At 59.4% G+C, this 24,206-nt stretch carries 21 protein-coding genes; 15 read left to right on the top strand and 6 right to left on the bottom strand.

Going from position 1 to position 24,206, the window contains the following annotated elements; genetic code table 11:
• Positions 1–14: 14 nt before the first annotated feature.
• On the bottom strand, positions 15–311 hold the full coding sequence (locus NIT7645_RS06700; RefSeq protein WP_008561827.1) for a virulence factor: 297 nt from the start codon (positions 309–311) through the stop codon (positions 15–17).
• 303 nt (positions 312–614) lie between these two features.
• Between NIT7645_RS06700 and NIT7645_RS06705 the strand changes: the two genes are divergently transcribed.
• On the top strand, positions 615–1,727 hold the full coding sequence (locus NIT7645_RS06705; RefSeq protein ID WP_050686380.1) for a Ppx/GppA phosphatase family protein: 1,113 nt from the start codon (positions 615–617) through the stop codon (positions 1,725–1,727).
• An 84-nt stretch (positions 1,728–1,811) separates the two neighbouring features.
• Entirely contained in the window at positions 1,812–2,585 is a 774-nt protein-coding gene (locus NIT7645_RS06710; protein WP_008560729.1) for an RlmE family RNA methyltransferase, read from the top strand.
• Between the two features lie 135 nt (positions 2,586–2,720).
• Here the strand turns inward: NIT7645_RS06710 and NIT7645_RS06715 are convergent, their stop codons facing one another.
• Positions 2,721–2,921 carry a hypothetical protein gene (locus tag NIT7645_RS06715; protein WP_008561976.1) on the bottom strand — a complete coding sequence of 67 codons (201 nt, stop codon included), beginning with the start codon at positions 2,919–2,921 and terminating at the stop codon, positions 2,721–2,723.
• A 237-nt stretch (positions 2,922–3,158) separates the two neighbouring features.
• Here NIT7645_RS06715 and cls point away from each other — a divergent pair, with 237 nt between their 5' ends.
• On the top strand, positions 3,159–4,577 hold the full coding sequence (gene cls, locus NIT7645_RS06720; RefSeq protein WP_008559690.1) for a cardiolipin synthase: 1,419 nt from the start codon (positions 3,159–3,161) through the stop codon (positions 4,575–4,577).
• A 2-nt stretch (positions 4,578–4,579) separates the two neighbouring features.
• Here the strand turns inward: cls and NIT7645_RS06725 are convergent, their stop codons facing one another.
• Positions 4,580–5,020 carry a potassium channel family protein gene (locus NIT7645_RS06725; protein WP_008559612.1) on the bottom strand — a complete coding sequence of 147 codons (441 nt, stop codon included), beginning with the start codon at positions 5,018–5,020 and terminating at the stop codon, positions 4,580–4,582.
• A 227-nt stretch (positions 5,021–5,247) separates the two neighbouring features.
• On the opposite strand from NIT7645_RS06725, the gene NIT7645_RS06730 reads away from it, so the two are divergent.
• From NIT7645_RS06730 to NIT7645_RS06740, 3 genes are read left to right on the top strand one after another with little or no spacing between them, the layout of a single operon-like run.
• Positions 5,248–5,913 carry an ABC transporter ATP-binding protein gene (locus NIT7645_RS06730; protein WP_037302822.1) on the top strand — a complete coding sequence of 222 codons (666 nt, stop codon included), beginning with the start codon at positions 5,248–5,250 and terminating at the stop codon, positions 5,911–5,913.
• On the top strand, positions 5,910–8,324 hold the full coding sequence (locus NIT7645_RS06735; protein WP_008561306.1) for an ABC transporter permease: 2,415 nt from the start codon (positions 5,910–5,912) through the stop codon (positions 8,322–8,324). Before NIT7645_RS06730 ends, NIT7645_RS06735 begins: the two co-directional genes overlap by 4 nt.
• Positions 8,314–9,417 (top strand): lipocalin-like domain-containing protein, encoded by a 1,104-nt coding sequence (locus tag NIT7645_RS06740; protein WP_008560070.1) that lies wholly within the window; start codon positions 8,314–8,316, stop codon positions 9,415–9,417. The genes NIT7645_RS06735 and NIT7645_RS06740 overlap by 11 nt, the downstream gene beginning before the upstream one ends.
• Positions 9,418–9,502: 85 nt before the next feature.
• On the opposite strand, the gene NIT7645_RS06745 is transcribed toward NIT7645_RS06740, so the two are convergent.
• The 3 genes from NIT7645_RS06745 to NIT7645_RS06755 form a co-directional block, all read right to left on the bottom strand.
• Positions 9,503–9,934 carry a universal stress protein gene (locus NIT7645_RS06745; RefSeq protein WP_008561584.1) on the bottom strand — a complete coding sequence of 144 codons (432 nt, stop codon included), beginning with the start codon at positions 9,932–9,934 and terminating at the stop codon, positions 9,503–9,505.
• Complete coding sequence (locus NIT7645_RS06750; RefSeq protein ID WP_008563083.1) at positions 9,931–12,537, bottom strand: TRAP transporter permease; 2,607 nt, start codon at positions 12,535–12,537, stop codon at positions 9,931–9,933. The genes NIT7645_RS06745 and NIT7645_RS06750 overlap by 4 nt, the downstream gene beginning before the upstream one ends.
• Positions 12,538–12,674: 137 nt before the next feature.
• Positions 12,675–13,640, bottom strand: a complete 966-nt coding sequence (locus NIT7645_RS06755) for a TAXI family TRAP transporter solute-binding subunit (RefSeq protein WP_050686382.1) — start codon at positions 13,638–13,640, stop codon at positions 12,675–12,677.
• Between the two features lie 563 nt (positions 13,641–14,203).
• Between NIT7645_RS06755 and mtnA the strand changes: the two genes are divergently transcribed.
• The 9 genes from mtnA to NIT7645_RS06800 all read left to right on the top strand — a co-directional run bounded on the left by mtnA (position 14,204) and on the right by NIT7645_RS06800 (position 24,095).
• Positions 14,204–15,301, top strand: a complete 1,098-nt coding sequence (gene mtnA, locus NIT7645_RS06760) for an S-methyl-5-thioribose-1-phosphate isomerase (protein WP_008558751.1) — start codon at positions 14,204–14,206, stop codon at positions 15,299–15,301.
• Between the two features lie 9 nt (positions 15,302–15,310).
• The gene (locus tag NIT7645_RS06765; protein ID WP_008562151.1) at positions 15,311–15,979 is read left to right on the top strand and encodes a class II aldolase/adducin family protein; all 669 of its coding nucleotides are present in this window, start codon (positions 15,311–15,313) and stop codon (positions 15,977–15,979) included.
• Between the two features lie 227 nt (positions 15,980–16,206).
• Positions 16,207–17,259 (top strand): dipeptidase, encoded by a 1,053-nt coding sequence (locus NIT7645_RS06770; protein WP_050672600.1) that lies wholly within the window; start codon positions 16,207–16,209, stop codon positions 17,257–17,259.
• A gap of 116 nt (positions 17,260–17,375) precedes the next feature.
• Complete coding sequence (locus NIT7645_RS06775; protein ID WP_008562138.1) at positions 17,376–18,971, top strand: ABC transporter substrate-binding protein; 1,596 nt, start codon at positions 17,376–17,378, stop codon at positions 18,969–18,971.
• Between the two features lies 1 nt (position 18,972).
• A complete protein-coding gene (locus NIT7645_RS06780) occupies positions 18,973–20,031 on the top strand; it encodes an ABC transporter permease (protein WP_037302362.1) in 1,059 nt (352 codons plus the stop codon).
• Entirely contained in the window at positions 20,028–20,969 is a 942-nt protein-coding gene (nikC, locus tag NIT7645_RS06785; RefSeq protein ID WP_008561177.1) for a nickel transporter permease, read from the top strand. The genes NIT7645_RS06780 and nikC overlap by 4 nt, the downstream gene beginning before the upstream one ends.
• Positions 20,966–21,823, top strand: a complete 858-nt coding sequence (locus tag NIT7645_RS06790; RefSeq protein ID WP_046210298.1) for an ABC transporter ATP-binding protein — start codon at positions 20,966–20,968, stop codon at positions 21,821–21,823. The genes nikC and NIT7645_RS06790 overlap by 4 nt, the downstream gene beginning before the upstream one ends.
• Positions 21,820–22,575 (top strand): ABC transporter ATP-binding protein, encoded by a 756-nt coding sequence (locus NIT7645_RS06795; protein WP_008561753.1) that lies wholly within the window; start codon positions 21,820–21,822, stop codon positions 22,573–22,575. Before NIT7645_RS06790 ends, NIT7645_RS06795 begins: the two co-directional genes overlap by 4 nt.
• Before the next feature lie 89 nt (positions 22,576–22,664).
• The gene (locus tag NIT7645_RS06800) at positions 22,665–24,095 is read left to right on the top strand and encodes an HD-GYP domain-containing protein (protein ID WP_110732313.1); all 1,431 of its coding nucleotides are present in this window, start codon (positions 22,665–22,667) and stop codon (positions 24,093–24,095) included.
• Positions 24,096–24,206 lie beyond the last annotated feature (111 nt).

A 24,206-nucleotide genomic window follows, 5' to 3' on the forward strand; every position in this document is an offset into this window, starting at 1 on the left:
AAAAGATGTCAGGCTCATGCCCATCCGTCGTTTGCAATCAGGGCCTTAAGGCGATCCTGATCGTATTCCGCCTCCAGACGCTGGGCTTCTGCCTCGGCGATTTCGGCTGCTTCGCCCTCTACGCTGTAGGGGGCTGCTTTGCGCCATTCCGCGAGATAGGCATCGGCATCCTTTGCGTTCACCTTCATGGCGGCACGGTCGATTGCTTGCTCAAACCGTTCTTCCAGTTGGCGTTTTGCCCCGCGACGGCCTTTGCCGACGATGACTTGTGCGGGGATGTCGCGCCAGTAAACGAGTGTGACGTCGGGCATTGCCTTGGCCTTCCTTTGCGTCTGGGTATCTGTGGTTCTAGAGCGCCGCCGACAACGATGTTCGCCGGATTTCGACCTCACAATGATGTTGAGCGACCTTTTCGGGTCGCTCTTGGATACATTCGCATGCACTGTGTGACCACAGCTGCCAGCCGTCAAAATTTTCAACAGCTTTATGAATTCCATTGTTCGCATCGCTGAAATGGGTCGCCGCAAATCGTCTGTCCGGTGTTCAGCCCATCTTGCGCGTATGGCGCCGCGACCATATGCTTGGGGTAACACGATAATCGGAGGGCGTGAGTCATGGCGCCCAGGCGTTCAAAAGGTGCTGGCGCGTTTCCCCGCGCGGTCGAGAGCCCGGCACCTGCCCGACCGGATCCTGATGCGCTTTATGCGGCGCTGGATCTGGGTACAAATAGCTGCAGGATGCTGATTGCCCAGCCAAAGGGCAGCGGCTTTCATGTGGTGGACAGCTTCTCAAGGTCGGTGCAACTGGGCGCCGGGCTGGAGCGTACCGGGCGTTTGTCGCGCGCATCGATGACGCGCACGATACAGGCCCTCAGAATTTGTCAGCAGAAACTGAAACGAAATCGCGTCAAACGGATGCGGCTGGTCGCAACAGAAGCCTGCCGCCGTGCCAAGAATGCGCGCGATTTCATCCGTCAGGTGCGCCGCGAAACCGGGCTGACGCTTGAAATCATCCAGCCAGAGGAAGAAGCCCGCCTGGCCGTGATTTCCTGCGCGCCGCTTGTGTCGACCAAAACCGACCAGCTGCTCGTGGTGGATATCGGGGGCGGCTCAACGGAACTGGTCTGGATTGACATTTCTTCGGTGCCACGCCGGGATCGGCCCTCGGCCATCATGCGGCTGCATGCCGGGTTTCACACTGCAGACAGCCCGTTTCCCGCGGCAAAGGTCGTTGACTGGATCTCGGTCCCGCTTGGTGTTGCGACGCTGCGGGATCAGTTCCACGACGTCGAAGACGATGCCGCGCGTTTTGCTCTGATGAGCTGGTTTTTCGAGGAAAACCTCGCGGATTTCGCCCCTTACAAGGACGAACAGACCCGTGAAGGGTTTCAGATTGTTGGCACCTCCGGGACGGTCACGACGGTTGCCGCCTCGCATCTTGGCCTGAAGCGCTATGATCGCACGAAAGTGGATGGGTTGCGGATGACCAGCGATCAGATTGACAAGGTGATCCGCTCTTATCTAGAACTCGGCCCTCAGGGACGACGCAGCGACCCGCGCATCGGCGAAGACCGCCAGGCGCTGATCATGTCGGGCGCGGCCATCCTGCAGGCATTGTTGCGATGCTGGCCGACAGATCGGTTGTCGGTTGCGGATCGCGGCCTGCGTGAAGGGCTGCTTTATGCACAAATGAGCGCCGACGGCGTTTTGGAAGACGGACCGTTTTAAAGAACGGCAAAGATTTGGATATGAGCGTCCGCGCCGCCTGCCCATCCGGGGCAAGGTCTCGTGCGACGGCAAGGAACGACGGATATGGCAAAGTCACCCACCGGCAAGACACCGACCGGCAAGAATACCTCCGGTCGCGGCCAGCGCGAGCTGAAGGTCAAGGTAAAATCGGCCCGCGGGCGAAAGCTCAGCTCTACCCGCTGGCTTCAGCGGCAGCTGAATGACCCCTATGTCAAGCGCGCCCAAGCAGAAGGCTATCGTGGACGTGCGGCCTATAAGATCATGGAAGTCGACGATAAGTTCCGCTTCCTCGTCAATGGCGCGCGGGTTGTCGACTTGGGGTGTGCACCCGGTGGCTGGGCGCAGGTTGCTGTCAAGCGGATCAACGCCCTTGGCGAGAAGCCAGGCAAGTCTGTCGGCCGTATCATCGGCGTTGACCTGCAAGAGGTCGAACCGCTTGCAGGGGCCGAGTTCCACCAGCTCGATTTCATGAGCGATGGCGCAGACGACAAGGTCAAGGAATGGCTGGGTGGCAAGGCAGATGTCGTGATGTCGGACATGGCGGCGGCCAGTTCCGGCCACAAGCAGACCGATCACCTGCGGATCATCTCGCTCTGTGAAACCGCAGCATATTTCGCCTTTGACGTTCTTGAAGAAGGCGGCACCTTTGTCGCCAAGGTTCTGGCCGGCGGCGCAGAGGGTGAACTGCAAAAGCTGCTGAAGCAGAAGTTCACCAAGGTTTACCACGTCAAACCGCCCTCCTCCCGCTCTGACAGTTCGGAGAAATTTGTGGTGGCGACTGGTTTCCGCGGCAACGCCCAGCTTGAGGACGAGAACGAAGACGACGACTCGCTCTGAACCGAGGCAAAACCGAACAAAAAAAGAGCCGGATCAAGACGGGCGCCCAGCCCAGCCTTGATCCGGCTTTTTAGTGCGAGGTAGGTATTGAAACGAGTTCGGGAGGAACTTGGGTGGTTTAACTATTTCAAAAACTTAGCCGAGGCGCGGCTGAGTTGGAGTGATCGAGCGGATCGCCATCGCCTGTAGGGCAATCGTTTCATGAGCCGCACCATCGGCGCGCAGGCTGACGCGCAGGTCGGCACTATCGCCGCCCTCCACCTCTTTGGAGCTGAGGCGTTTGGCGAGCTTGTTCAAAAGCTCGGGCTTGCGGAATTTCGATTGCAACACGCGCATCTGACCCTCATAAATTTCTTGCCGGACCATCCCGGTTAACCATGGTCTAGCGGTTCAGTGGGTCCGCATATGGGCGCAATTGTGGCAAACCTGCCTTATTGTTCCATTTTTCGAAACAATGTGCCTGCCTATTGCGTTTTCACCCGAACGTCCTGTTGTTGGAAAGCGGCCTGCATCGGACTAAGCTCTGGGCTGCGCTGCAAGGCAGTTCAGCATTGATTGGGGATCCGGGAACATATGGTTTGGCTCATCCTTAGCACGGCTGCTGTGATCTCCATGTGGGTCTTGGCTGGGCTTGCCTCGCTGCAGGCAGCCAGAACCGCACGTACCCCACAGGGTGCGATAGGCTGGGTTGTCTTTCTCTTGTCGGCGCCGCTCCTTGCCCTGCCCCTTTATCTCATTTTCGGGCATCGCAAGTTTTCGCGCTATCGCGACACCCGGCAAAAGGCCGACAAGATCCTCAACGCACTGCGGGTCTATTCAGACAGCCACACCCAGGACCGCGATGCATTGCCCCTGAACGAGGCCCCGTTTGAACGTCTGGCGGGCTATCCTATCTGCAACGGCAATCGATTTGATCTGTTGGTGGATGGGCCCGCAATCACCGAGGCCATGCTCGCGGCAATTCGCGAAGCGAGCGATTATGTCTTGGTGCAGTTCTATATCGTTCGCGATGACAACCATGGCCGACAGCTGAAAGACGCCTTGATCGATGCCCGCAACCGCGGCGTTGCCGTCTGGTTCATGACGGATGCAGTAGGCAGCCACAGCCTGTCGACCACATTTCGCCGGGATCTGGAGAAAGCCGGCGTCAATCTGGTCGATCCAGACACACGGCCCGGCCCAAAGCACCGCTTTCATCTGAATTTCCGCAACCACAGAAAAACCGTGATTGTCGACGGGCAGATTGGTTTTACCGGTGGCATGAACATCGGTGATGAATACATGGGCCGCGATCCGCACTATGGCCGCTGGCGGGACACGCAGGTCCGGCTGGAGGGGCCCGTGGTGCAGCAGCTGCAGCTTGGGTATTGCGAAGACTGGTTCTGGCTGACCGAGGACCCGATCCTTGACCTGCTAAGTTGGGAGTGTCCCAAAGTTTCCTCGCCCGGCAAGCCCGCACTGGTCATCGGCACCGGGCCGGGTGAACCGAACCAGAACGGGTCCATGATGTATTTTTCTGCCATCTCGGCAGCCCGGACACGTATCTGGATCGCCTCGCCCTATTTTGTGCCCGATCAGGACGTGGTCGCCGCGCTCAAGAATGCGGCCATGCGGGGTGTAGAGGTGCGCATCCTCCTCCCCGGCATCATTGACCATTACGCCCCGTGGCTGGCGGCGTTTTCCTACTTTGACGACCTGCGCGCAGCTGGCGTGCAGATCTTCAGATACACTGGTGGCTTTCTTCATCAGAAGGTGTTTGTCGTCGATGACTGTATCGCCGCAGTGGGTACGATGAACCTCGACAACCGGTCTTTCCGGCTGAATTTCGAAACCATGGCGCTGTGCTTTGATGGCGAAACCTGCGACGCCGTCGCGGCCATGCTGGATACGGATTTTGCAGAGGCCGCGCTGATCAAGGAGACGCTGGATGAACAGACCTGGCAGATCAGGTTTGGCGCACCGGTTGCCCGGCTTCTGGCGCCTGTCCTCTAGGGTCAGCGCCCGTTCTCGCGATCCAATGCGAAGACCTCGCGTAGTGCGGCAACCAGAAACGCGGTGCTGATCCCAAAGGCAAACAACCCCGTCACCGCACCGAAAGCGGCAAAAATCCGCATCCCTTCCCCCAGAACCACATCGCCGTAGCCCAAGGTCGTATAGGTCGCGAGGGAGAAGTAGACTGCCGTGTTCCAATCCCCGATCGCGCCCGCCATGATCACGGCAGAGGCCCAGATCCAGACCTGCACGGTATGGGCAAACACGATCAGACCGATCGCAACCGCCAGCACAGCCGCCATCCGCCAGAACCGCCAAATCCGCTTGAGCGCATCCAGACGGTGGCGCAGGATATGAACGCAGAACACCAGCAGACCTGCCTCAACCGCCAGACAGATCCCAAGGTACAGGCTGCCCAACAGCAGTTGCTGAAATAGCGTCATCGTGCGGCCCCCATTGTCTTGCTCTCGAAATACCGGTCTGCCCGCATCGTAGTGCGCGCTGCTCCTTGCTAACCTGTCATGTCACATTGGCAAATGGGATCAAAGGGCTACATTGGCGGAGTGGCGGTTGCGCAACTGTCCCGCCATCAGGCGTCGCGCTGGATCCGCTGCTCCAGATGCAAGATGGTTTGGAAGAAAAACAAAACGAGGCAAAGGGTTATGGCGAAATGCTAAAGATGGCCAAGGTCACGAAATCTTACCATTCCCCAAGCGGCCCCGTGCAAGTCCTGGATCAGGTGTCGCTCCACCTTCGTTCGGGGCAAAGCCTCGCCCTTACCGGTGAAAGCGGATCGGGAAAGAGCACATTGCTACATCTCGCCGGCGCGCTGGACGAAGCCGACAGCGGAGAGATTTCAGTCGATGGCATCGCGCTTCAGCACCTGGACGAAGATGGACGCGCCGCGCTCAGGCGCGATCAGGTTGCGCTGGTGTTTCAGCAGTTCAACCTCATCCCATCCCTGACCGTGGGCCAGAACATCGCCCTGCACGCCCGCCTCGCAGGTCGATTGGATCGCGACTGGCTGGCAGAGCTCAGCTCGCGCCTGGGCCTTGCCGAGCTGACAGGGCGTTTTCCGGAACAACTGTCGGGCGGCCAACAGCAACGTGTGGCGATCGCCCGCGCATTGGCCCTGCGACCCAAGCTGCTTTTGGCCGATGAGCCAACGGGAAATTTGGACGAGAAAACAGGAGCTTCGGTTCTGGAGTTGATGCTGGATTTGAGCCGCGACAACGGCAGTGCACTGCTGCTGGTGACCCATTCCCAAGACATCGCAGGTCGCTTGGATCGGCGGCTCCACCTGCGTGAGGGCAAGCTGTCGGATCCCGCCCCATGATCGCTGCAACCCTGATGGCGGTGCTGTCTCATTGGCGCCGCCAACCCCTTCAGCTTGGTATGCTGGTGATCGGCTTGGCCCTCGCCACCGCCTTGTGGTCCGCGGTGCAGGCAATCAACAGCGAAGCCCGCGCCAGCTATGCCGAGGCCGCCGCTCAGATTTCCCCAGACCAAGAGGATTATCTGATCGGTGATGCAGGCTTTATTGAATTATCACAGTATGTTGCACTGCGACGTGCAGGTTGGCAGGTCTCTCCACTCCTGATCGGAGAATTCGGTGACCCGGGCAGCAGGATCGAACTGCTTGGCATTGACATCCTGACCCATCCGATGGCCGAAACCCTCACAGAGGTGAACACGCCGCAGCAGGCGGAGCCGCTGCAACCTGCCGATCTCCTGTTGCCGCCGGGCCGTCTGTTTGTGCACCCGGAAACCAAGCTGCCCGACACAGACCTGCCGCCAGTCATTGCGAACGCCAATGTCCCACCCGGTCCCGCAGTTGGGGATATCGGGACGGTCGCCCGGCTTTTGCAGTCAGGCAGCAGGATTAGCCGGTTGGTGATCTTGCCGCAGCAACCAGTCGGCCTGCCGCCATTGCGGGACATCGCGCCAGATCTAATCCGACAGAGCGGATCCACCGGAGCCGACACCGAGCAACTGACGCGCAGCTTTCATCTGAATCTGACGGCCTTTGGCCTGCTCGCCTTTGCTGTCGGACTGTTCATCGTTCAGGGCACGATTGCACTTGGCATCGAACAAAGACGCGGAATGTTTCGCACCCTGCGCAGCTTAGGTATTCCTATCAAGACCCTGATATCAGTCATATTTACTGAACTCGCGATCATCACGACCCTTGCTGCACTTATTGGTTTGGCCCTTGGTTATCTCATTGCGGCCGCGCTGATGCCGGGGGTTGGGGCCACGCTCTCTGGCCTTTACGGTGCTGATCTGCCGGGCAGCCTGCGCCTGCGACCCAGTTGGGTGCTGTCTGGGTTTGGCATGGCTCTTGCCGGGATGTTGATGGCTGGCGTGCAAAGCGCATGGAGCATCCGAACGCTTCCCATTCTTGCGCCACCGGCCTCTGCCGCGCGCGGCCAGCAGACATTGCGCGGCCATCGCTGGTCTGCAGCTGCGGGTGGCCTTCTTCTTTTTGCGGCCGCTGTCATACCAATTGCCTTCGATGGTCTCTTCGCAGGGTTTCTGTTTCTTGGCGCGCTGATGATAGGCGCGGCACTTTTGCTGCCGCTGCTGTTGTCGCTCTTGGCGACACTGGGCGGACGGCTCGCAAGACGGCCGCTCAGCCAATGGCTTTGGGCCGACATGCGTGCACAATTGCCGGGGCTTTCCCTTGCTCTGATGGCCCTTCTGCTCGCGCTCGCCACGAATATTGGTGTTGGAACAATGGTTTCGAGCTTTCGCCTCACCTTTGTCGGCTGGCTCGATCAGCGTCTGGCGTCAGAGCTCTACATGACCCTCCCCAATAGCGATGACGCAAGGAAGGTCACTCCCTGGCTGGAAGAACGCGGTGTTCGTGTTCTTCCCATTCGTCACAGTGACGAGCGGTTCAATGGCGCCCCGGTGGAGGTCTATGGCGTGGCCGATGATGCGACCTACCGTGACAACTGGCCGCTGATCGCTGCCCAGAGGCAGGCCTGGGACCAGATAGCGCAAGGAACCGGCGTATTGATCAACGAGCAGTTGGCCCGCCGGGCAGATCTGGCGCCCGGCGATCCCCTGCAGATCGCCGCGGATTGGCAGATGACGATTGCAGGCGTCTATTCGGACTATGGCAACCCTCATCCGCAGGCAATCGTTGGGCTGGATCGTCTGCTGGCAGAACGTCCCCAGATCGAAAACCGCCGCTTTGGTCTGCGTGTAGATGCAGATAAGGCCCAAGGTCTGCGTGCCGACCTGCAAGAGGCATTTGATTTGCCCGCGACCGCCTTCATCGATCAGCGCGCGCTCAAGGATCGTTCCTTGGCGATTTTTGAAAGGACCTTCGTGGTGACCGGCGCGCTCAATCTCCTCACCTTTGGTGTTGCGGGGTTTGCCATGTTGACGAGCCTTTTGACCCTATGGAGCCAGCGCCTGCCACAGCTCGCCCCGATCTGGGCGATGGGCGTCACGCGCCACAAACTTGCCCGCCTTGAGGTCCTGCGCAGTGTGTGTCTGGCCGCATTAACCGCAGTTCTGGCCCTGCCCCTTGGCCTGATGCTTGGATGGGCGCTATTGGCGGTTGTGAACGTCGAGGCGTTTGGATGGCGGTTGCCGATGGTCCTGTTCCCGATGGAGTGGCTGCGGCTTTTCGCGATGGCGCTGATGGCGGCGGCGCTGGCTGCCGCCTTGCCGGCCCTGCGGCTCGCCCGATTGAAACCTGCTGACTTGCTGAGGGTCTTTGCCAATGAACGCTAAATCTCTGACGGTCTCTCTGCTGTCCTTTGCGCTCGCCATACCGCACGCAGCCGCAGCACAGGGTTATGCAGGGCTTGGCACTGATGCAGAGGGGTTTGCGATACCGGAGCGTGGCGTCGCGCTGCAGTTTCCCACCGACCACGGCCCGCATCCGGACTACCGGATCGAGTGGTGGTATCTGACCGCAAATTTGCAGGGCGATGACGGGCAGGACTACGGCATCCAGTGGACCTTGTTCCGCTCTGCGCTGCGCACCACCAATCATGAAACGGCCACCCTTGAGGGCGTTTGGGGTGATCCTCAGATCTGGCTGGGTCACGCCGGGCTTACGACGCCAGATCAGCATTTCCACGCCGAGCGGATCGCGCGGGGCGGGATTGGACAGGCCGGTGTCACGGCAGAGCCCTTTGCCGCCTATATTGATGATTGGAACATGGTTGCTGAGCCGCGCAAACCAGACCAAAGGGACGCATTGGACAGTTTGCGCCTGTCGGCCCGTGGCGCTGATTTTTCCTATCAACTGAACCTGCAGGCGGACGGCCCGTTGGTCTTGCAGGGTGAACAGGGATATTCCGTCAAATCCGCGACCGGGCAGGCCAGCTATTATTATTCGCAACCGCATTACCAGGTCAGCGGGACGCTTAATCTGCCGGATGGGCCTGTCACCGTTCAGGGCGATGGCTGGCTTGATCGCGAATGGTCCAGCCAGCCCCTGGCCCCCGATCAAAGCGGCTGGGACTGGTTTTCCCTGCGGTTTGACAATGGTGCAAAGATGATGGGCTTTCAGCTTCGCGGTCGGGAGGTTTACACCTCTGGCACCTGGATCGAGCCCGATGGATCGGCCGTGCCCCTGCCCCCCGGCGCGCTGCAGGCCGAACCGCTGAGGCACACAAGTATCGAAGGCAGGACCATCCCGACAGGCTGGCGGCTGACCTTGGCCGAAAGGGACCTCGATATCGAAGTTGACGCAATCAACCCCAACGCCTGGATGGGCACCTCATTTCCATATTGGGAGGGTCCGGTCCGGATCAGCGGCAATCAAACCGGGATCGGCTATCTGGAGATGACAGGCTATGCGCCCGACGGCAACTGAAGCGAAGACCTGAGGGCAACACGAATGGAAAAACAATTGGGGCGCCCGATACGGACGCCCCTTTTGATTTAGTCCTGAGCACTGCTCAGCGCACGACGTAGACCGAGCAGCTGGAATGGCGGATCACCCGCGCCGCATTTGGGCCAAGCAGGTAATCCGTCAGCTCCGGCTTGTGAGCCCCGATGACGATCAGATCGCTGCCCGCCTTGTCGGCAACCTTCAGGATCTCCTGATAGGCCTTTCCGGTAGCGACGAGGTGGCGCACCTTGGCATTGCGGTCTTCGCCCAACACCTCCTTGCACAGCGTCTGGAGGCGATCGTTTGCCTCCTTGATGGCGCGTTCGTGGTGATGTTCTTCGAAAAAGCCGCTGACCCAGCTCTCGCCGAAATCGGGCAGCACGTTGACAACATCCAACTGCGCGCCATCCAGCTCCGCCATCCGGGCGGCCTCTGTCAGCACCTTGCGGTCTGTCGCATCGCCATTCAGCTCCAAAGCGCAGAGAACAGATTTGCTCATGCCATTGCCTCCTCTTTGCGGGCGCGACCGGTTTGCATCAGAGCGATAAGCCCCAGCAGCAGCAGCGCCGGAATGAAGATCAGCTCCTTGGGCAGCTGATCCGCAGGCACCTTGACTGAGGTCAAGGATACAGGGTCATCCAGATAGAAATCAAACCCATCCATCATCGGCTGCGCCGGGGTGCCAAACATCGGCTCTTCCAGCTTGACGGTTCCGTCCTCTTCAAGAAGCAGCAGACCGAACTGATCCACACTTGCCTGACCCCCGCCAGCACCCACGGTCAGAACCAGGGTGGTTTCGGTCATCTCGCCAGTGTCGAAGTCGGGGCCCGCCACTTTCAGACGCACCTCTGTGCCCTCAGGTGCCTCGTCCAGCGCGCTGACCAGCTCTGCAGGTTGCACCTGCGTGAATGGAGGTTGGATGTAGTCCATGAAAAAGCCCGGACGGAAGATCGCAAATGCAATCGCCACTAGCGCCACGCTTTCATAGATGCGGCTGCGTGTCAGGAAATACCCCATTGTGCCCGCAGTGAACACGAGGATCGCGATGGTCGCTGTTACAGCCACCAAAATCCCCTCAACCCAAGTGACATCAATCAACAGAAGATCGGTGTTGAAGATGAACACGAAGGGCAGCGCCACAGTCCGCAGGCTGTAGAAGAACGCGGTAAAGCCCGTGCGAATTGCATCCCCGCCCGAAACGGCCGCAGCGGCAAAGCTCGCAAGCCCCACCGGTGGGGTCACATCCGCCATGATGCCAAAGTAGAACACAAACAGGTGCACCGCGATCAGCGGCACGATCAGGCCGGATTGCGCGCCCAGTTCCACGACGACACCCGCCATGAGAGACGACACGACAATGTAGTTGGCCGTTGTCGGCAGGCCCATCCCCAGGATGAGCGACAACAGACCGACCATCACCAGCATCAGGATCAGGTTGCCGCCGGACAGGAACTCGACCAGATCAGCCATCACCTGACCAACGCCCGTCAGCGTAACGGTCCCGACGATAACACCGGCGGTTGCAGTCGCCAGAGCGATGCCGATCATGTTGCGGGCGCCATCCACCATGCCGTGCCACAGGTCATTCACACCATCAATGAAGTTGTGCAGCAGGTTGCTCTGACCGCGGAACAGCGCCTTCAGCGGTTTCTGCGTCAGCAGGATCACAAACAGCAATGCGGTCGCCCAGAAGGCCGACAGACCCGGCGATTTCTGTTCGATCATCAGGAAGTAGACCAGAACCACAATCGGCAGCAGGTAATGCAGACCAGCCTTGTAGATCTTTCCAACGTCCGGCAGCTCAACTTCCTTGGCGTTCGGGTCATCGGGCTCCAGATCGGGGACCTGTGCGGCCATATAAACCAGCGCGATATAGACCAGCGCAACCAGGACTGTGATGATCAGACCAGCCGCATCCGGTGCGGTTGCTTCGATCGCGTCCACCGGGAACTGGGTGCCGTAACACAGGCCGGCAAACACCAGGAAAAAGCTCAGCATCCCAAGCGCGGTGCGCATCAGGTTGACTTCGCGATTGCCAAGGGTCGGCATGTTCCGCTTCACCGCCTCAAGGTGTACGATATAGATCAGCGCGATGTAGGAAATCGCGGCCGGCAGGAAGGCGTGGGTGATCACCTCGACGTACGAGATGCCGACATATTCCACCATTAGAAAGGCCGCAGCCCCCATGACCGGTGGCATGATCTGACCATTCACCGAAGAGGCGACCTCTACCGAGCCAGCCTGTTCAGAGCTGAATCCGACCCGCTTCATCAGCGGGATGGTAAAGGTGCCGGTTGTGACCACGTTGGCAATGGATGAGCCGGAAATCAGGCCGGTTGCGGCAGAGCCGACAACAGCCGCCTTGGCCGGGCCGCCCCGCAGGTGGCCAAGCGCACCAAACGCCATTTTGATGAAATAATTGCCAGCCCCGGCCTTATCCAGCAGCGCACCAAACAGCACGAAGAGAAAGACGAATTTTGTCGACACGCCAAGGGCAATGCCGAACACCCCTTCAGAGGTGATCCACATCTGTTCCATCGCGCGGTCAAGCGATGCGCCTTTCCAGCGGATCACGTCAGGCACCAGTTCAGAGGAGCCGAAGAAGACATACAGCAGGAACACCGACGCCACGATTGCCATCGCAGGGCCAAGGGCCCGACGCGCGCCTTCAAACAGCAAGACAAGACCGATTGCGGCAAAGATGGTGTCGATATCATCCCCCTTGCCGCCGGCATTCACGATCTTTTCGTAAAAGATATAGCCATACAGTGCGGTGAAGGTGCCCATCAGGGCAAGGATCCAATCCTGCACCGGGATCCGATCTGTCGGGCTGGTTTTCAACGCAGGATAGGCCGCGTAAGCCAGAAAAATCGCAAACGCCAGATGGATCTGGCGGGAGTTGTTTACAACGCTGCCGGGCAGCACGAGATTGGCAACCGGCGATGCCAGAAGCACCTGAAAGATGGACCAGATACAGGCCACGATCGCCAGGAACAGCCCAACGCTGCCCATCGGGTTGCGGGCACCGGAGTCGGATGAGGCCACAAGAGCCTGAAGCTCTTCCTCTGACAGCGGACGGTTGCCCTGTGTTTCACTTGTCATGATGGTTTCCCCTCGAAAGCTGGTGCCCCGGAATGATGGCACTGCTTCACTTGTTTTTGACACCCCGGTCAGCGGACGTGGGGACCGCAGGTGCAAAACGGGGCGCCTTGGCGCCCCGTTCGTTCAACTGGTCTGAATTATTCGATCCAGCCCTGTTCTTTGTAGTACTTTGCAGCACCTGCATGCAGCGGAGCGGACAGACCGGCGGTCGCCATTTCTTCCGGCTTCAGGTTGGCAAATGCCGGGTGCAGCTTTTTGAAGTCTTCGAAGTTTTCAAAGACCGACTTTACCACAGTGTAAACCGCTTCTTCGGAGACCGCATCAGAGGTCACGAAGGTTGCGCCCACACCAAAGGTCGCGGTGTCTGCGTCCGAACCACGGTACATGCCGCCGGGGATGGTTGCCGAGCGGTAGAAGGAGTTGTCAGCAATCAGCTGCTCAACAGCTTCGCCATCAACAGTCACCAGTACGGAGTCACATGCAGTGGTGGCTTCCTGGATGGAACCGGAGGGGTGACCAACGGTGTAAACCATCGCGTCGATCTGGTTGTCGCACAGCGCTGCGGACTGCTCTGCGGCTTTCAGCTCTGTTGCCAGTGCAAAGGCGTCCATGCCCCAGCCTTTTGCTTCCATCAGCACTTCCATGGTGCCACGCTGACCGGAACCGGGGTTGCCGATGTTGACGCGCTTGCCTTGCAGATCGTCAAAGTTGCTGATGCCTGCGTCGGCACGTGCAACCACGGTGAACGGCTCCGGGTGGACGGAGAACACAGCGCGCAGATCTTCAAAGGCGCCCTGCTCTTCGAACTTGGAGGTGCCGTTGTAGGCGTGGTACTGCCAGTCGGACTGCGCCACACCAAACTCCAGCTCGCCGTCGCGGATGGTGTTGATGTTGTAAACGGAGCCACCGGTGGATTCCACGGAGCAGCGGATACCGTGCTCTTTGCGGCCTTTGTTGACCAGACGGCAGATCGCGCCACCGGTCGGGTAGTACACACCGGTCACACCGCCGGTGCCGATGGTGATGAATTCTTCTGCCATAGCAGCAGGCGCCATGAATGCGCTTGCGACCAGGGCGCTAACGGCCAGTTTCGTTTTGGTCATGTTCGTTGTTCTCCCACGTATTTTATCGTCGAAACCGAAATGCCGCAAAATCTGCGGCGGGGGTCTAGAACCCTTCGGGACATGTAGCTGCCGGATTTGGATTGTCGCGCCTTGGCGCCACTTTTTTCCGGTGGCCACACCGGTCCGTGCAAAAAGCGTTTCAGTCACCAGATGCCAAGTCAAGGCACCCCCATGATCTGCATCGCCAGAATGACGGGGATTTGGCGTATCTGGTGCCAAACTCCGAATTTTCCCCGTGCGACACGAACCGCAGGATTCGCGACACTGTGTCAGAATGCCGCACCTGAGCGCAAGATGGCATCAATAAACAATCCATGCAGTTGATCTTTTGACTGACCCGCCTCTGGCTGGGTTCGGCGCTGAATTATGTCAGCCCTCCACTCCCTTCAAGCGAGAAATGCTGCCTTGCAGCACAAATACTTAACGGCCCGGCAAGACTGCGGTCGATGGCTTGGCAGAAATACCAATTCCGTTGCACTCTGCGTGCAATTCGCTAGGAGAACAGCAACACATCCGTCCATTTTGCGCAGGAGACATACCGTATGAAGGTCAATGGCACGCATTATCGTTCGCTTTGGTGGGACCATGACAAATCGGTCCTGATGATCATCGATCAACGCTGGTTGCCGCATGACTTTCGCATTCAGCCTGTCGAAACCCTTGAGGACTATGCAACCGCCATCGTCGAGATGCGCGTGCGCGGCGCTCCGTTGATTGGTGCGACTGCCGCATATGGCATGGCGCTGGCCGCGCAGCTTGACCCCTCTGATCGCGCGCTGGAAGCCGCCTGGCAGATGCTGAATGCAACCCGCCCCACGGCAATCAACCTGCGCTGGGCACTGAACCGCTGCCTTGCAGCCCTGCGCCCCCTGCCCGAAGCAGAACGCGCGTCAGCGGCGCTGGCCCTGGCGCATGAGATCGCGGATGAAGACGTAGAGATCAACCGCCAGATCGGTGCACATGGTCTGGAGCTGATCCGCAAGATCGCCGCCAAGAAACCAGCGGGAGAGCCGGTGCGCCTGCTGACCCATTGCAATGCCGGCTGGATTGCGACCGTCGACTGGGGCACCGCCACCAGCCCGATGTATCAGGCACATGATGCAGGCCTGCCGATCCACGTTTGGGTGGATGAAACCCGCCCCCGCAATCAGGGTGCGCTGACCGCTTGGGAGCTCGGCAGCCATGGCATCAGCCATAGCTACATTACCGACAACGCCGGCGGCCATCTGATGCAGCATGGCCAGGTTGATCTCGTCATCACCGGCACCGATCGCACCACCCGGCGGGGCGATGTCTGCAACAAGATCGGCACATATCTCAAGGCGCTCGCGGCCCACGACAATGGCGTGCCCTTCTATGTCGCCCTGCCCTCGCCCACGATCGACTGGACCGTGAGTGATGGTGTGCGCGAAATCCCGATCGAGGATCGCGACAGTCGCGAAGTCAGCCATGTGCAAGGTGTCCTGGAAAATGGCGACATTGGCCTCGCACGTGTCACCCCCGAAGGAACAGATTGCAGCAACCCGGCCTTTGATGTGACGCCGAACCGGCTGGTCACCGGCCTCATCACAGAGCGCGGCATCTGTGACGCCAGCGAAGACGGGCTTGCTGCGCTTTTCCCTGATCTGGCCAAACAGTAAGGACGCGACATGCCCACCGCGCCCGAAGATAGCCGCGCCCTGCGCCAATCCATCATTGATGCCTGTCTGGAGATGAACCGGACAGGTATCAATCAAGGCACCTCCGGCAATATTTCCCTGCGCCTTGCAGGCGAGGAAATGCTGATCACGCCGTCCGGTGTTCCCTACGAACAGATGACACCTGACATGATTGTCCGGATGCCCCTGTCCGGCGACCCTGATCCGAACGATGGTCAACGCGCCCCGTCGTCCGAGTGGCAGTTTCACCAGGCGCTTATGGCGGCAAAGCCAGAGACAATGGCGGTTGTGCACGCCCATCCGGTGAACTGCTGCGCACTGGCGGTCAATCACATGTCCATCCCGCCCTGCCACTATATGGTTGCGGCCTTTGGCGGTCATGATGTTCCGCTTGCGGACTACGCGCTGTATGGCACTGCTGACCTGTCTCGTCATGTTGTGACAGCAATGAAGGACCGACACGGCTGTTTGATGGCCAATCATGGCGCAATCGTCACCGGCGACACACTGGCGCGCGCGATGTGGCGGATGGTCGAGCTGGAGAGCCTTGCAAAAACCTACATCCTGGCCCGCAGCATCGGCACGCCCGTGTTGCTGACAGCCGAACAGATGGACGACGCGCTGGCCGCATTTGCAAACTACGGGCTGAAACCGGCCTGAGCTCCAAGCACAGCCAAAACAGCGGCTGAGTCGCCCAGACGGGCGTTATCCGAACATATTGATCATTGGGACAGGCCGCCAAGGTGCAGCCTGTCCCTTTTGGTGTGTGCCCTTGCGTGAAGGCGCTTCATTTTGGGCAAACAGGCGGAGGTTGCAGGTCACGTGCGTAAATTCTCTTGCGTTAGCGCAAAAAACACGTCCTCATAAATTCGAATTGGAAGAAAGTTATGACTGATCCACTCATTTTTGACGGACACAATGATCTGCTTTTGCGGATTTACAACAACGATGTTCTTCCCGGCGCGGACGGGTTTCAGGGCAGCGGCGGGCGTCAGATTGATCTTTCCAAGGCCAAAACCGGCGGCTTTGGTGGTGGTTTTTTTGCGATCTATGTCCCCGACAGCACATCGCTCGGGAATGATGATGACATGATGGCCACGAGTTATGACCTGCCGTTACCATCAGAAATCCCCTGGTCTGACGCAAGCAAGGTCGCGATGGCCCAGGCCGCCATTCTTCTTGATCTGGAGCGCGACGGTGCCCTGCGGATCTGCAAAACCGTCGCAGACATTCGCGCAGCCCTGGCGGATGGCATCATGGCCGCCGTCATGCACATGGAAGGCGCCGAGGCGATCGACCGCGATATGGCCTGTCTTGATGTGCTCTATGCGGCGGGGCTGCGCTCTCTCGGGCCAGTCTGGAGCCGTCCGACCCGCTTTGGCCACGGAGTTCCGTTCCGCTTTCCCAGCACGCCCGATACCGGTCCGGGACTGACGGCAGATGGCCGACGTCTGGTGGCACGCTGCAATGCATTGGGGGTGATGCTGGATCTGTCGCATCTCAATGAGGCTGGTTTCTGGGACATCGCCTCTCTCAGTCAGGCGCCACTGGTTGCGACACATTCCAATGCGCACGCCCTGACACCTCACAGCCGCAACCTCACCGATCGCCAGCTGCATGCCATCCGCGACAGTGACGGGATGGTGGGCCTGAATTTCGCCGTTGCCTTCCTGCGAGAGGACGGGCGGATGGATGCAGACACTCCAATTGACCGTATGCTGCGCCATCTGGACCACCTGATCGAACACCTCGGAGAAGACCGCGTCGGTTTTGGTTCTGATTTCGATGGCGCGGTTGTGCCAAAGGACATTGAAACCATCGCGGGACTACCAGCGCTACGGGCCGCCTTGCGGGCCCACGGCGTTGACGATGCGCTGATGCAAAAACTCTGTCAGGACAACTGGCTCAGGGTTTTGAACCTCACCTGGAAGGATAGCTGAAACCTTTGGTCAGCGCAGCATTACGCGCCGCCAGAGCCCCCGTTTATTTCGAGCGATAACAAGACGCTGCCCACAGCGCGCCACAACAAAAAACCACTTTGACTGGGAGTTTAGTAATGAAGACCATTCGTACCCTGTTCGGCTCTGCCGCCCTTGGCCTGGCTCTGGGCGTGACCCCGATTGCCGGCATGGCGGAAACACCTGCAAACATGCTTGTGATTGCAAACCGCATCGATGACATCACGACCCTGGATCCCGCCCAGAGCTTTGAATTCGCGGGCGCCGATGTGATCCGCAACATCTATGGCAAACTGGTCAATTTTGATCCTGCCAATCTGGATGCGGGCTACCAGCCGGATCTGGCCGAAAGCTGGACCGTCTCCGAAGATGGCCGCACCATCACCTTTACCATGCGCGAAGGGGTGACCTTCCAGTCAGGCAATCCCGTCCGCGCAGAGGATGCAGCCTTTTCGCTGAAGCGCGCCGTGATCCTGAACAAAACCCCGTCGTTCATCATCACGCAGTTCGGCTTTACCCCGGAAAATGTCGACGAGACCATCACGGTGGATGGCAACACGCTCTCCATTACCACGGACAAACGGTACGCGACCTCTTTTGTTCTGAACTGCCTGACCGCCACCATCGGCTCGATCCTGGATGAAAAGACCGTCATGGCCAATGAGGTTGATGGCGACATGGGCAACCAGTGGCTGGCGACCAACTCCGCAGGCTCCGGCCCCTTCACCCTTGCCAGCTGGAAACCCAAGGAAAGCGTGACCCTTACAGCCAACCCCGGTTTTTATGGTGGTGAGCCTGCGATGAAGCGCGTGATCGTGCGCCATGTTCAGGAAAGCGCGACCCAGCGCCTGATGCTGGAACGCGGCGACGTCGACGTGGCTCGTGATCTCACCCCCTCTGATGTCGAGGGCATGGAAGGCGTGGAGGGCGTCGAAGTGGTGCGCGAAATGCGTGGCCGCCTGATGTATGTCTCCTTCAACCAGAAACACCCCGAACTGTCCAAACCGCAGGTCCGTCAGGCGTTGAAATACCTGATCGACTACGAAGGAATGGAAAACAGTTTCCTCAAGAACTGGTATGTCGGTCATCAGAACTTCCTGCCCAAAACCTACCTTGGGTCGGTTGACGAAAATCCGTTTTCGCTGGACATCGAAAAGGCCAAGGCCCTGCTGGCAGAAGCAGGTGTCGAGGGCATGGAGCTGACAGTCGGCGTGCGCGAGGCGCAGGAACGTCTGGAAATCGCACAATCGCTGCAGAACACCTTTGCGCAGGCAGGCATCACGCTGAACCTTGAGGTGGGCACCGGCAAACAGATCCTTGGCAAATACCGCGCCCGCGAACTGGACATCTATCTTGGTGCCTGGGGTCCGGATTATCCCGATCCGCACACCAATGCAGGCACGTTTGCCTACAACCCCGACAACTCTGACGAGGCACAGGCGACGGGCCTTCTGGCATGGCGCAACAGCTGGGACACCGGTGGGCTGACAGAAAAGGTCGCCGCCGCTGTGGTCGAAGGTGACACCGAGAAGCGCGCGGAAATGTATCACGACATCCAGGCGCAGTTCCGTGAAACCGCGCCGTTTGCGGTGATGTTCCAGCTGATCGAACAGGCCGGCGTTGCAGAAGAGGTCGAGGGCCTCAGCCTTGGTGCCGCGATCACCGCTGCGTCCTATTGGAACGTGACCAAGTAAGATGGCGAATTTCGCGACAGAAACGGAGAGGCGGCCCTGGCTGCCCCTCCCTCCCTGGGCACGCGGCACACTGGTGACGTTGTCCTCTATTGCGGTCACGATGCTGGGCCTGTTGTTTGTCACCTTTCTGATCGGTCGGGTGATGCCCATCGATCCGGTGCTGGCCATAGTGGGCGAGCGGGCAACAGAGGAACAGTATAATGCCGCCTACCGTGAACTCGGTCTCGACCGATCTCTGGCGGTCCAGTTTTTCTACTACGTCAGCGATGTCCTGCGTGGTGATTTCGGAACCTCGCTGCTGACGGCGCGGGATGTATCAAGCGACATAGCCCGCGTATTCCCCGCCACATTCGAGTTGGCAACGATTGGCATTCTCTTTGGCTGCATTCTGGGCGTGCCACTGGGCGTCATTGCAGCCGTCCGCCGGGGCAGCTGGATCGACCAGATCGCCCGGGTGATTGCGCTTGTTGGCTATTCAATGCCCATTTTCTGGCTTGGCCTCATGGGGCTCTTGCTGTTTTACGGGATCCTTGGATGGGTCGGCGGACCCGGACGTCAGGGCATCTTTTACGAGGACATGATCCCTTCCGTCACGGGCATGATCCTGATCGATTCACTGATTGCCGGGGATTGGGGGGCGTTTCGCGATGCCTTCTCCCACATCGTTCTGCCGGCCTCTCTTCTGGGCTACTACAGTCTTGCCTACATCAGCCGCATGACTCGCTCTTTCATGCTTGAGCAGCTTTCGGCGGAATATATCACCACCGCGCGCGTCAAAGGCATGAGCGAATGGGCAGTGATCTGGTCGCACGCATTCCGCAACATCCGGGTGCAGCTGATTACCGTCATCGCGCTCAGCTATGCGAACCTCCTGGAAGGGTCGGTGCTGACAGAGATCATTTTTGCATGGCCCGGTATCGGCAGCTACATCACGACGGCCCTTTTGTCGGCGGATATGAACGCGGTTCTGGGGGGCACTGTTGTCGTCGGCCTCGTGTTCATCTGCCTGAACATCTTCTCTGATCTTCTCTACAAAGTCTTTGATCCGAGGTCGAAATGAGCATGACATCGCAAACCCCGCCGTCATCCGGCGGCCAGAGCCTGCGGCAATGGTTGCTCAGTGATACGCCGACCTCACGCCGGCAGGCCCGCCTCTCAGCCCTTTATCAGGGCTGGTTGGCCCTGCGTCAGAACCATATGGCAATGGTCGGACTGGCCATCCTTGTGGTGTTGATTTCCATCGCCCTCTTTGCGCCCCTGATCGCACCGCATGACCCGTTTGTTCAGGATCTGGCAAACCGCCTGCAACCGCTGGGCAGCGAAGGGCATTTGCTTGGCACCGACTCTCTGGGCCGCGACATCCTGAGCCGACTGATCTATGGCGCCCGCATTACCCTCTATATTGTCGCGCTGGTTGCCCTGATTGCACCGGTTGTCGGCCTTTTGGTGGGGACCATCTCGGGCTACGCCGGGGGCTGGACCGATGTGATCCTGATGCGGATTACCGATATCTTTCTCGCCTTTCCCCGACTGGTTCTGGCGCTGGCCTTTGTGGCGGCGCTTGGCGCGGGGATCGAAAACGCGGTTCTGGCGATTTCACTCACCGCCTGGCCGCCTTATGCGCGGATGGCACGGGCAGAGACGCTGACGATCCGGTCCTCCGACTACATCAGTGCGATCCGCCTGCAAGGCGCAGGTCCGCTGCGCATCATCATCAAACATATCTGGCCACTGTGCATCTCCTCGCTCATCGTGCGGGTTACGCTGGATATGGCCGGCATCATTCTGGCCGCGGCGGGTCTTGGCTTCCTTGGTCTTGGCGCACAGCCCCCAAGCCCGGAATGGGGCGCCATGATTTCCGAGGGCCGCCGTTTCATTCTGGATCACTGGTGGGTTGCCACCATGCCCGGTCTCGCCATTTTTGCCGTTTCGCTCGCCTTCAACCTATTGGGCGATGGCTTGCGCGACGTATTGGACCCCAAGGACAGCGCCTCATGAGCACGCTTCTGGATATTGAAAACCTCTGGGTGCGGTTTCCCACCCGCAATGGCATTTTCGACGCGGTGCGCGGCGTGTCATTTTCGCTTGGCCGAGAACGGCTTGGCATCGTTGGTGAAAGCGGGTCGGGCAAATCGATGACCGGCCGCGCGATCCTGCGTCTGATCCGCCATCCCGGCATCGTGGAGGCCGATCACATCAACCTTCACGGGGAAAACCTCCTGGCAAAGTCCGAGCGCGACATGCGCAAGGTCCGCGGAGAGCAGATTTCGATGGTGATGCAGGATCCCAAATTCTCTCTCAACCCGGTCATGACGATCGGCGATCAGCTGATCGAAGCGCACCGTCTGCATGCCAAGGCCACAAAGGCCGAAGCCCGCAAGAAGGCGCTTGAGATGCTGGAGGCGGTGTCGATCCGTGACCCAGAGCGCGTCATGGGCGCCTATCCCCATGAGATGTCAGGCGGTATGGGGCAGCGTATCATGATTGCGATGATGCTGATCCCCAACCCAGAAATCCTGATCGCGGACGAGCCGACCTCGGCATTGGACGTCTCGGTGCAGGGCCAGGTGTTGTCGATCATGGATCGTCTGGTGAAGGAACGCGGCATGGGGCTGATCTTTATCAGCCATGATCTCAATCTGGTGTCCCAGTTCTGCGACCGGGTTCTGATCATGTATGCCGGTCGCATCGTTGAGGTCTGCGACGCCAATCGCCTGCACGAGGCGCAACACCCCTACACCCGCGGGCTCCTTGGCAGCCTGCCCCGATTTGATGCGCCGCGTCCACGGCTTGAGGTGTTGCAGCGCGACCCCAGTTGGCGCGATGCCCCCAGCGTGGAGGGTCGCACATGAACGCCGCCTTGGAGATCAACGCTCTGAACGTCTATTTCGGAGATCACGGTGCATTGGTGCATGCGGTCAAATCCGCCAGCCTGACAGTCGCCAAGGGCGCCAGCTTTGGCCTTGTCGGGGAAAGCGGGTCTGGCAAGTCAACCATTCTCAAGGCCATCACCGGCCTTGCGCCACAATGGAACGGCGAGATCAAGGTCGAAGGCCGCCCCCTTGGTGCCAAGCGGGATCGGAATTTCTACAAGACCGTGCAGATGGTGTTTCAGGATCCCTACGCCTCGCTCCATCCGCGCCAATCAGTGGATCAGGTGTTGTCGGAAACTCTTTACCTGCATGGCTTTCGCGACATTGACGATCGTGTGAACCAGCTCTTGCAGGACGTGGGGCTTGGCCCTGCTTTCCGCTTTCGCTATCCGCATCAGCTGTCCGGTGGTCAACGTCAGCGTGTTGCGATTGCACGCGCGCTGGCGCCGCAGCCGGATATCCTGCTGCTGGATGAGCCGACATCGGCGCTGGATGTCTCGGTGCAGGCCGAAATCCTGAACCTGCTCAGTGATTTGCGCGCGGCCCATGGGCTGACCTTTGTGATGGTGTCTCATGATCTCGCAGTGGTGGCGCATATGTGCGATCAGGCGGCTGTGATGCAGCATGGCGAAATTCTTGAGGTTCTCAGCATCGATGCCATGCGCGCAGGCCAGACCGCCCACCCCTATACCCGGACACTGTTGGACGCCTCGGCCAATCGGGTGGCTTAACTTAGGGTAAACCAACCGCTCCGATTGTTAGCAATGCATTCGGCGCAATCGCGTATCCTTGTCTTTCTCGTTGATGAGGATACGCGCCAATGGCCCTGACAGCCGGACATATTGATCCCCAAGCCGCCTCACCCTCCGTAGCAGGCGACCCGCGCAGCATTCGCCTGGCGGAACTGCTGGGCGCATTGAGTCATGCGCTTGACCTGACAGAAGGCCAGCCCGAAGGACATTGCATTCGCTGTTGCTGGATCGGGATGCAGGTGGCCGATGCGCTGGACCTCAGCGCTGATGAACGCGCCGATCTTTATTTCACACTGCTGCTCAAGGATCTTGGCTGCAGTTCAAATGCCGCCCGGATCTGCGAATTATACCGCACGGATGACCTCGCCTTTAAGCGCAATTTCAAGGTGATAGGTGCGGCGACACATCACAAACTGGGGTTTGTGGCGCGCAACACCGGTGTCAGCGACAACACGATCCGGCGGATGAAAACCATCGCATCGGTCATCGCCCAATCCTCGGCCCTCGCAACAGAGCTGATCCAGACCCGCTGTACGCGCCGGGCAGATATCGCACGGATGATGCGATTTTCCGATGCCGTGGCAGCGGGCATTGCCAGCCTCGATGAACACTGGAACGGCGGTGGCCAGCCAGAGGGGCGGCACGGCTCTGCCATTCCTCTTTATTCACGCATCGCCCTCATGGCGCAGGTCACCGATGTCTTTACGATGCAATCCGGCGCAGACGCCGCCGCCGCCGAACTGGAAAGCCGCGCAGGAAGCTGGTTCGACCCAGACCTGGTTCCCCTGTTCTGCGAGGTGATCCGCCAGCCAGATTTCACCGCCAGTTTGCAAAGCGATATGCTCGAACACCGTGTTCTGTCGCGCAGCCCAGCCCAGGCGACGATCGAGGTGGATGAACAATACCTTGATGAAATCTCGCATGCGTTTTCCCGCGTCATCGACGCCAAGAGCCCCTTCACCTACGGCCATTCGGAACGCGTTGCGGATTATACCGACATGATCTGCGCCCAGCTTGGCCATGATCGCGCCCACCGTCGCTGGATGATGCGCGCAGGTTTGCTGCATGACATCGGCAAACTTGGGGTTTCCAACACCATCCTCGACAAACCCGACAAGCTGACAGATGAAGAGTTCGACATCATGAAGAGCCACCCTGTTCTGGGCCACGCCGTGTTGCGGCGTGTTTCGGTCTTTGAGGACGTCGCAGAGGTGGCCGCCGCACACCACGAACGGCTCGATGGGCGTGGCTACCCCTACGGGCTCAGCGCAGAACAGCTCAGCATGGATATGCGCATCCTCACCGTTGCCGACATCTTTGATGCGCTTACGGCAGACCGCCCCTATCGCGCCGCCATGCCGCTGGAAAAGGCGTTTGCAATCATGGATGACATGACCGGCACCGCAATTGACGACGTCGCCTACCAGGCGTTGAAAGACGCCATCGCCGCCAGCCAGTGGCCTGCGCGCGGCAACAGCCGGCATGATCCCGTCAACTGATCCTGGGGCGCGGCGCAGGGGCGAGCGGCGGTTGATGGCATTTTATACATTCTCCGGCCAGCGATTTAACGCTTGGTCAAGGTTGGCTGATAGACTTGGTCCGGTGGAATG

The organism is Phaeobacter italicus, from assembly GCF_001258055.1.
Classification (GTDB): Bacteria; Pseudomonadota; Alphaproteobacteria; order Rhodobacterales; family Rhodobacteraceae; genus Phaeobacter; species Phaeobacter italicus.

Excerpts from the sequence above, each read along its gene's own strand:
- NIT7645_RS06735 (WP_008561306.1), top strand. The coding sequence starts at position 5,910 with ATGATCGCTGCAACCCTGATGGCGGTGCTGTCTCATTGGCGCCGCCAA.
- NIT7645_RS06700 (WP_008561827.1), bottom strand. The coding sequence starts at position 311 with ATGCCCGACGTCACACTCGTTTACTGGCGCGACATCCCCGCACAAGTC.
- NIT7645_RS06705 (WP_050686380.1), top strand. The coding sequence starts at position 615 with ATGGCGCCCAGGCGTTCAAAAGGTGCTGGCGCGTTTCCCCGCGCGGTC.
- NIT7645_RS06795 (WP_008561753.1), top strand. The coding sequence starts at position 21,820 with ATGAACGCCGCCTTGGAGATCAACGCTCTGAACGTCTATTTCGGAGAT.
- NIT7645_RS06750 (WP_008563083.1), bottom strand. The coding sequence starts at position 12,537 with ATGACAAGTGAAACACAGGGCAACCGTCCGCTGTCAGAGGAAGAGCTT.
- mtnA (WP_008558751.1), top strand. The coding sequence starts at position 14,204 with ATGAAGGTCAATGGCACGCATTATCGTTCGCTTTGGTGGGACCATGAC.
- nikC (WP_008561177.1), top strand. The coding sequence starts at position 20,028 with ATGAGCATGACATCGCAAACCCCGCCGTCATCCGGCGGCCAGAGCCTG.
- NIT7645_RS06745 (WP_008561584.1), bottom strand. The coding sequence starts at position 9,934 with ATGAGCAAATCTGTTCTCTGCGCTTTGGAGCTGAATGGCGATGCGACA.
- NIT7645_RS06755 (WP_050686382.1), bottom strand. The coding sequence starts at position 13,640 with ATGACCAAAACGAAACTGGCCGTTAGCGCCCTGGTCGCAAGCGCATTC.
- NIT7645_RS06790 (WP_046210298.1), top strand. The coding sequence starts at position 20,966 with ATGAGCACGCTTCTGGATATTGAAAACCTCTGGGTGCGGTTTCCCACC.
- NIT7645_RS06775 (WP_008562138.1), top strand. The coding sequence starts at position 17,376 with ATGAAGACCATTCGTACCCTGTTCGGCTCTGCCGCCCTTGGCCTGGCT.
- NIT7645_RS06800 (WP_110732313.1), top strand. The coding sequence starts at position 22,665 with ATGGCCCTGACAGCCGGACATATTGATCCCCAAGCCGCCTCACCCTCC.
- NIT7645_RS06715 (WP_008561976.1), bottom strand. The coding sequence starts at position 2,921 with ATGCGCGTGTTGCAATCGAAATTCCGCAAGCCCGAGCTTTTGAACAAG.
- NIT7645_RS06780 (WP_037302362.1), top strand. The coding sequence starts at position 18,973 with ATGGCGAATTTCGCGACAGAAACGGAGAGGCGGCCCTGGCTGCCCCTC.
- NIT7645_RS06770 (WP_050672600.1), top strand. The coding sequence starts at position 16,207 with ATGACTGATCCACTCATTTTTGACGGACACAATGATCTGCTTTTGCGG.
- NIT7645_RS06725 (WP_008559612.1), bottom strand. The coding sequence starts at position 5,020 with ATGACGCTATTTCAGCAACTGCTGTTGGGCAGCCTGTACCTTGGGATC.
- NIT7645_RS06765 (WP_008562151.1), top strand. The coding sequence starts at position 15,311 with ATGCCCACCGCGCCCGAAGATAGCCGCGCCCTGCGCCAATCCATCATT.
- NIT7645_RS06710 (WP_008560729.1), top strand. The coding sequence starts at position 1,812 with ATGGCAAAGTCACCCACCGGCAAGACACCGACCGGCAAGAATACCTCC.
- cls (WP_008559690.1), top strand. The coding sequence starts at position 3,159 with ATGGTTTGGCTCATCCTTAGCACGGCTGCTGTGATCTCCATGTGGGTC.
- NIT7645_RS06740 (WP_008560070.1), top strand. The coding sequence starts at position 8,314 with ATGAACGCTAAATCTCTGACGGTCTCTCTGCTGTCCTTTGCGCTCGCC.
- NIT7645_RS06730 (WP_037302822.1), top strand. The coding sequence starts at position 5,248 with ATGCTAAAGATGGCCAAGGTCACGAAATCTTACCATTCCCCAAGCGGC.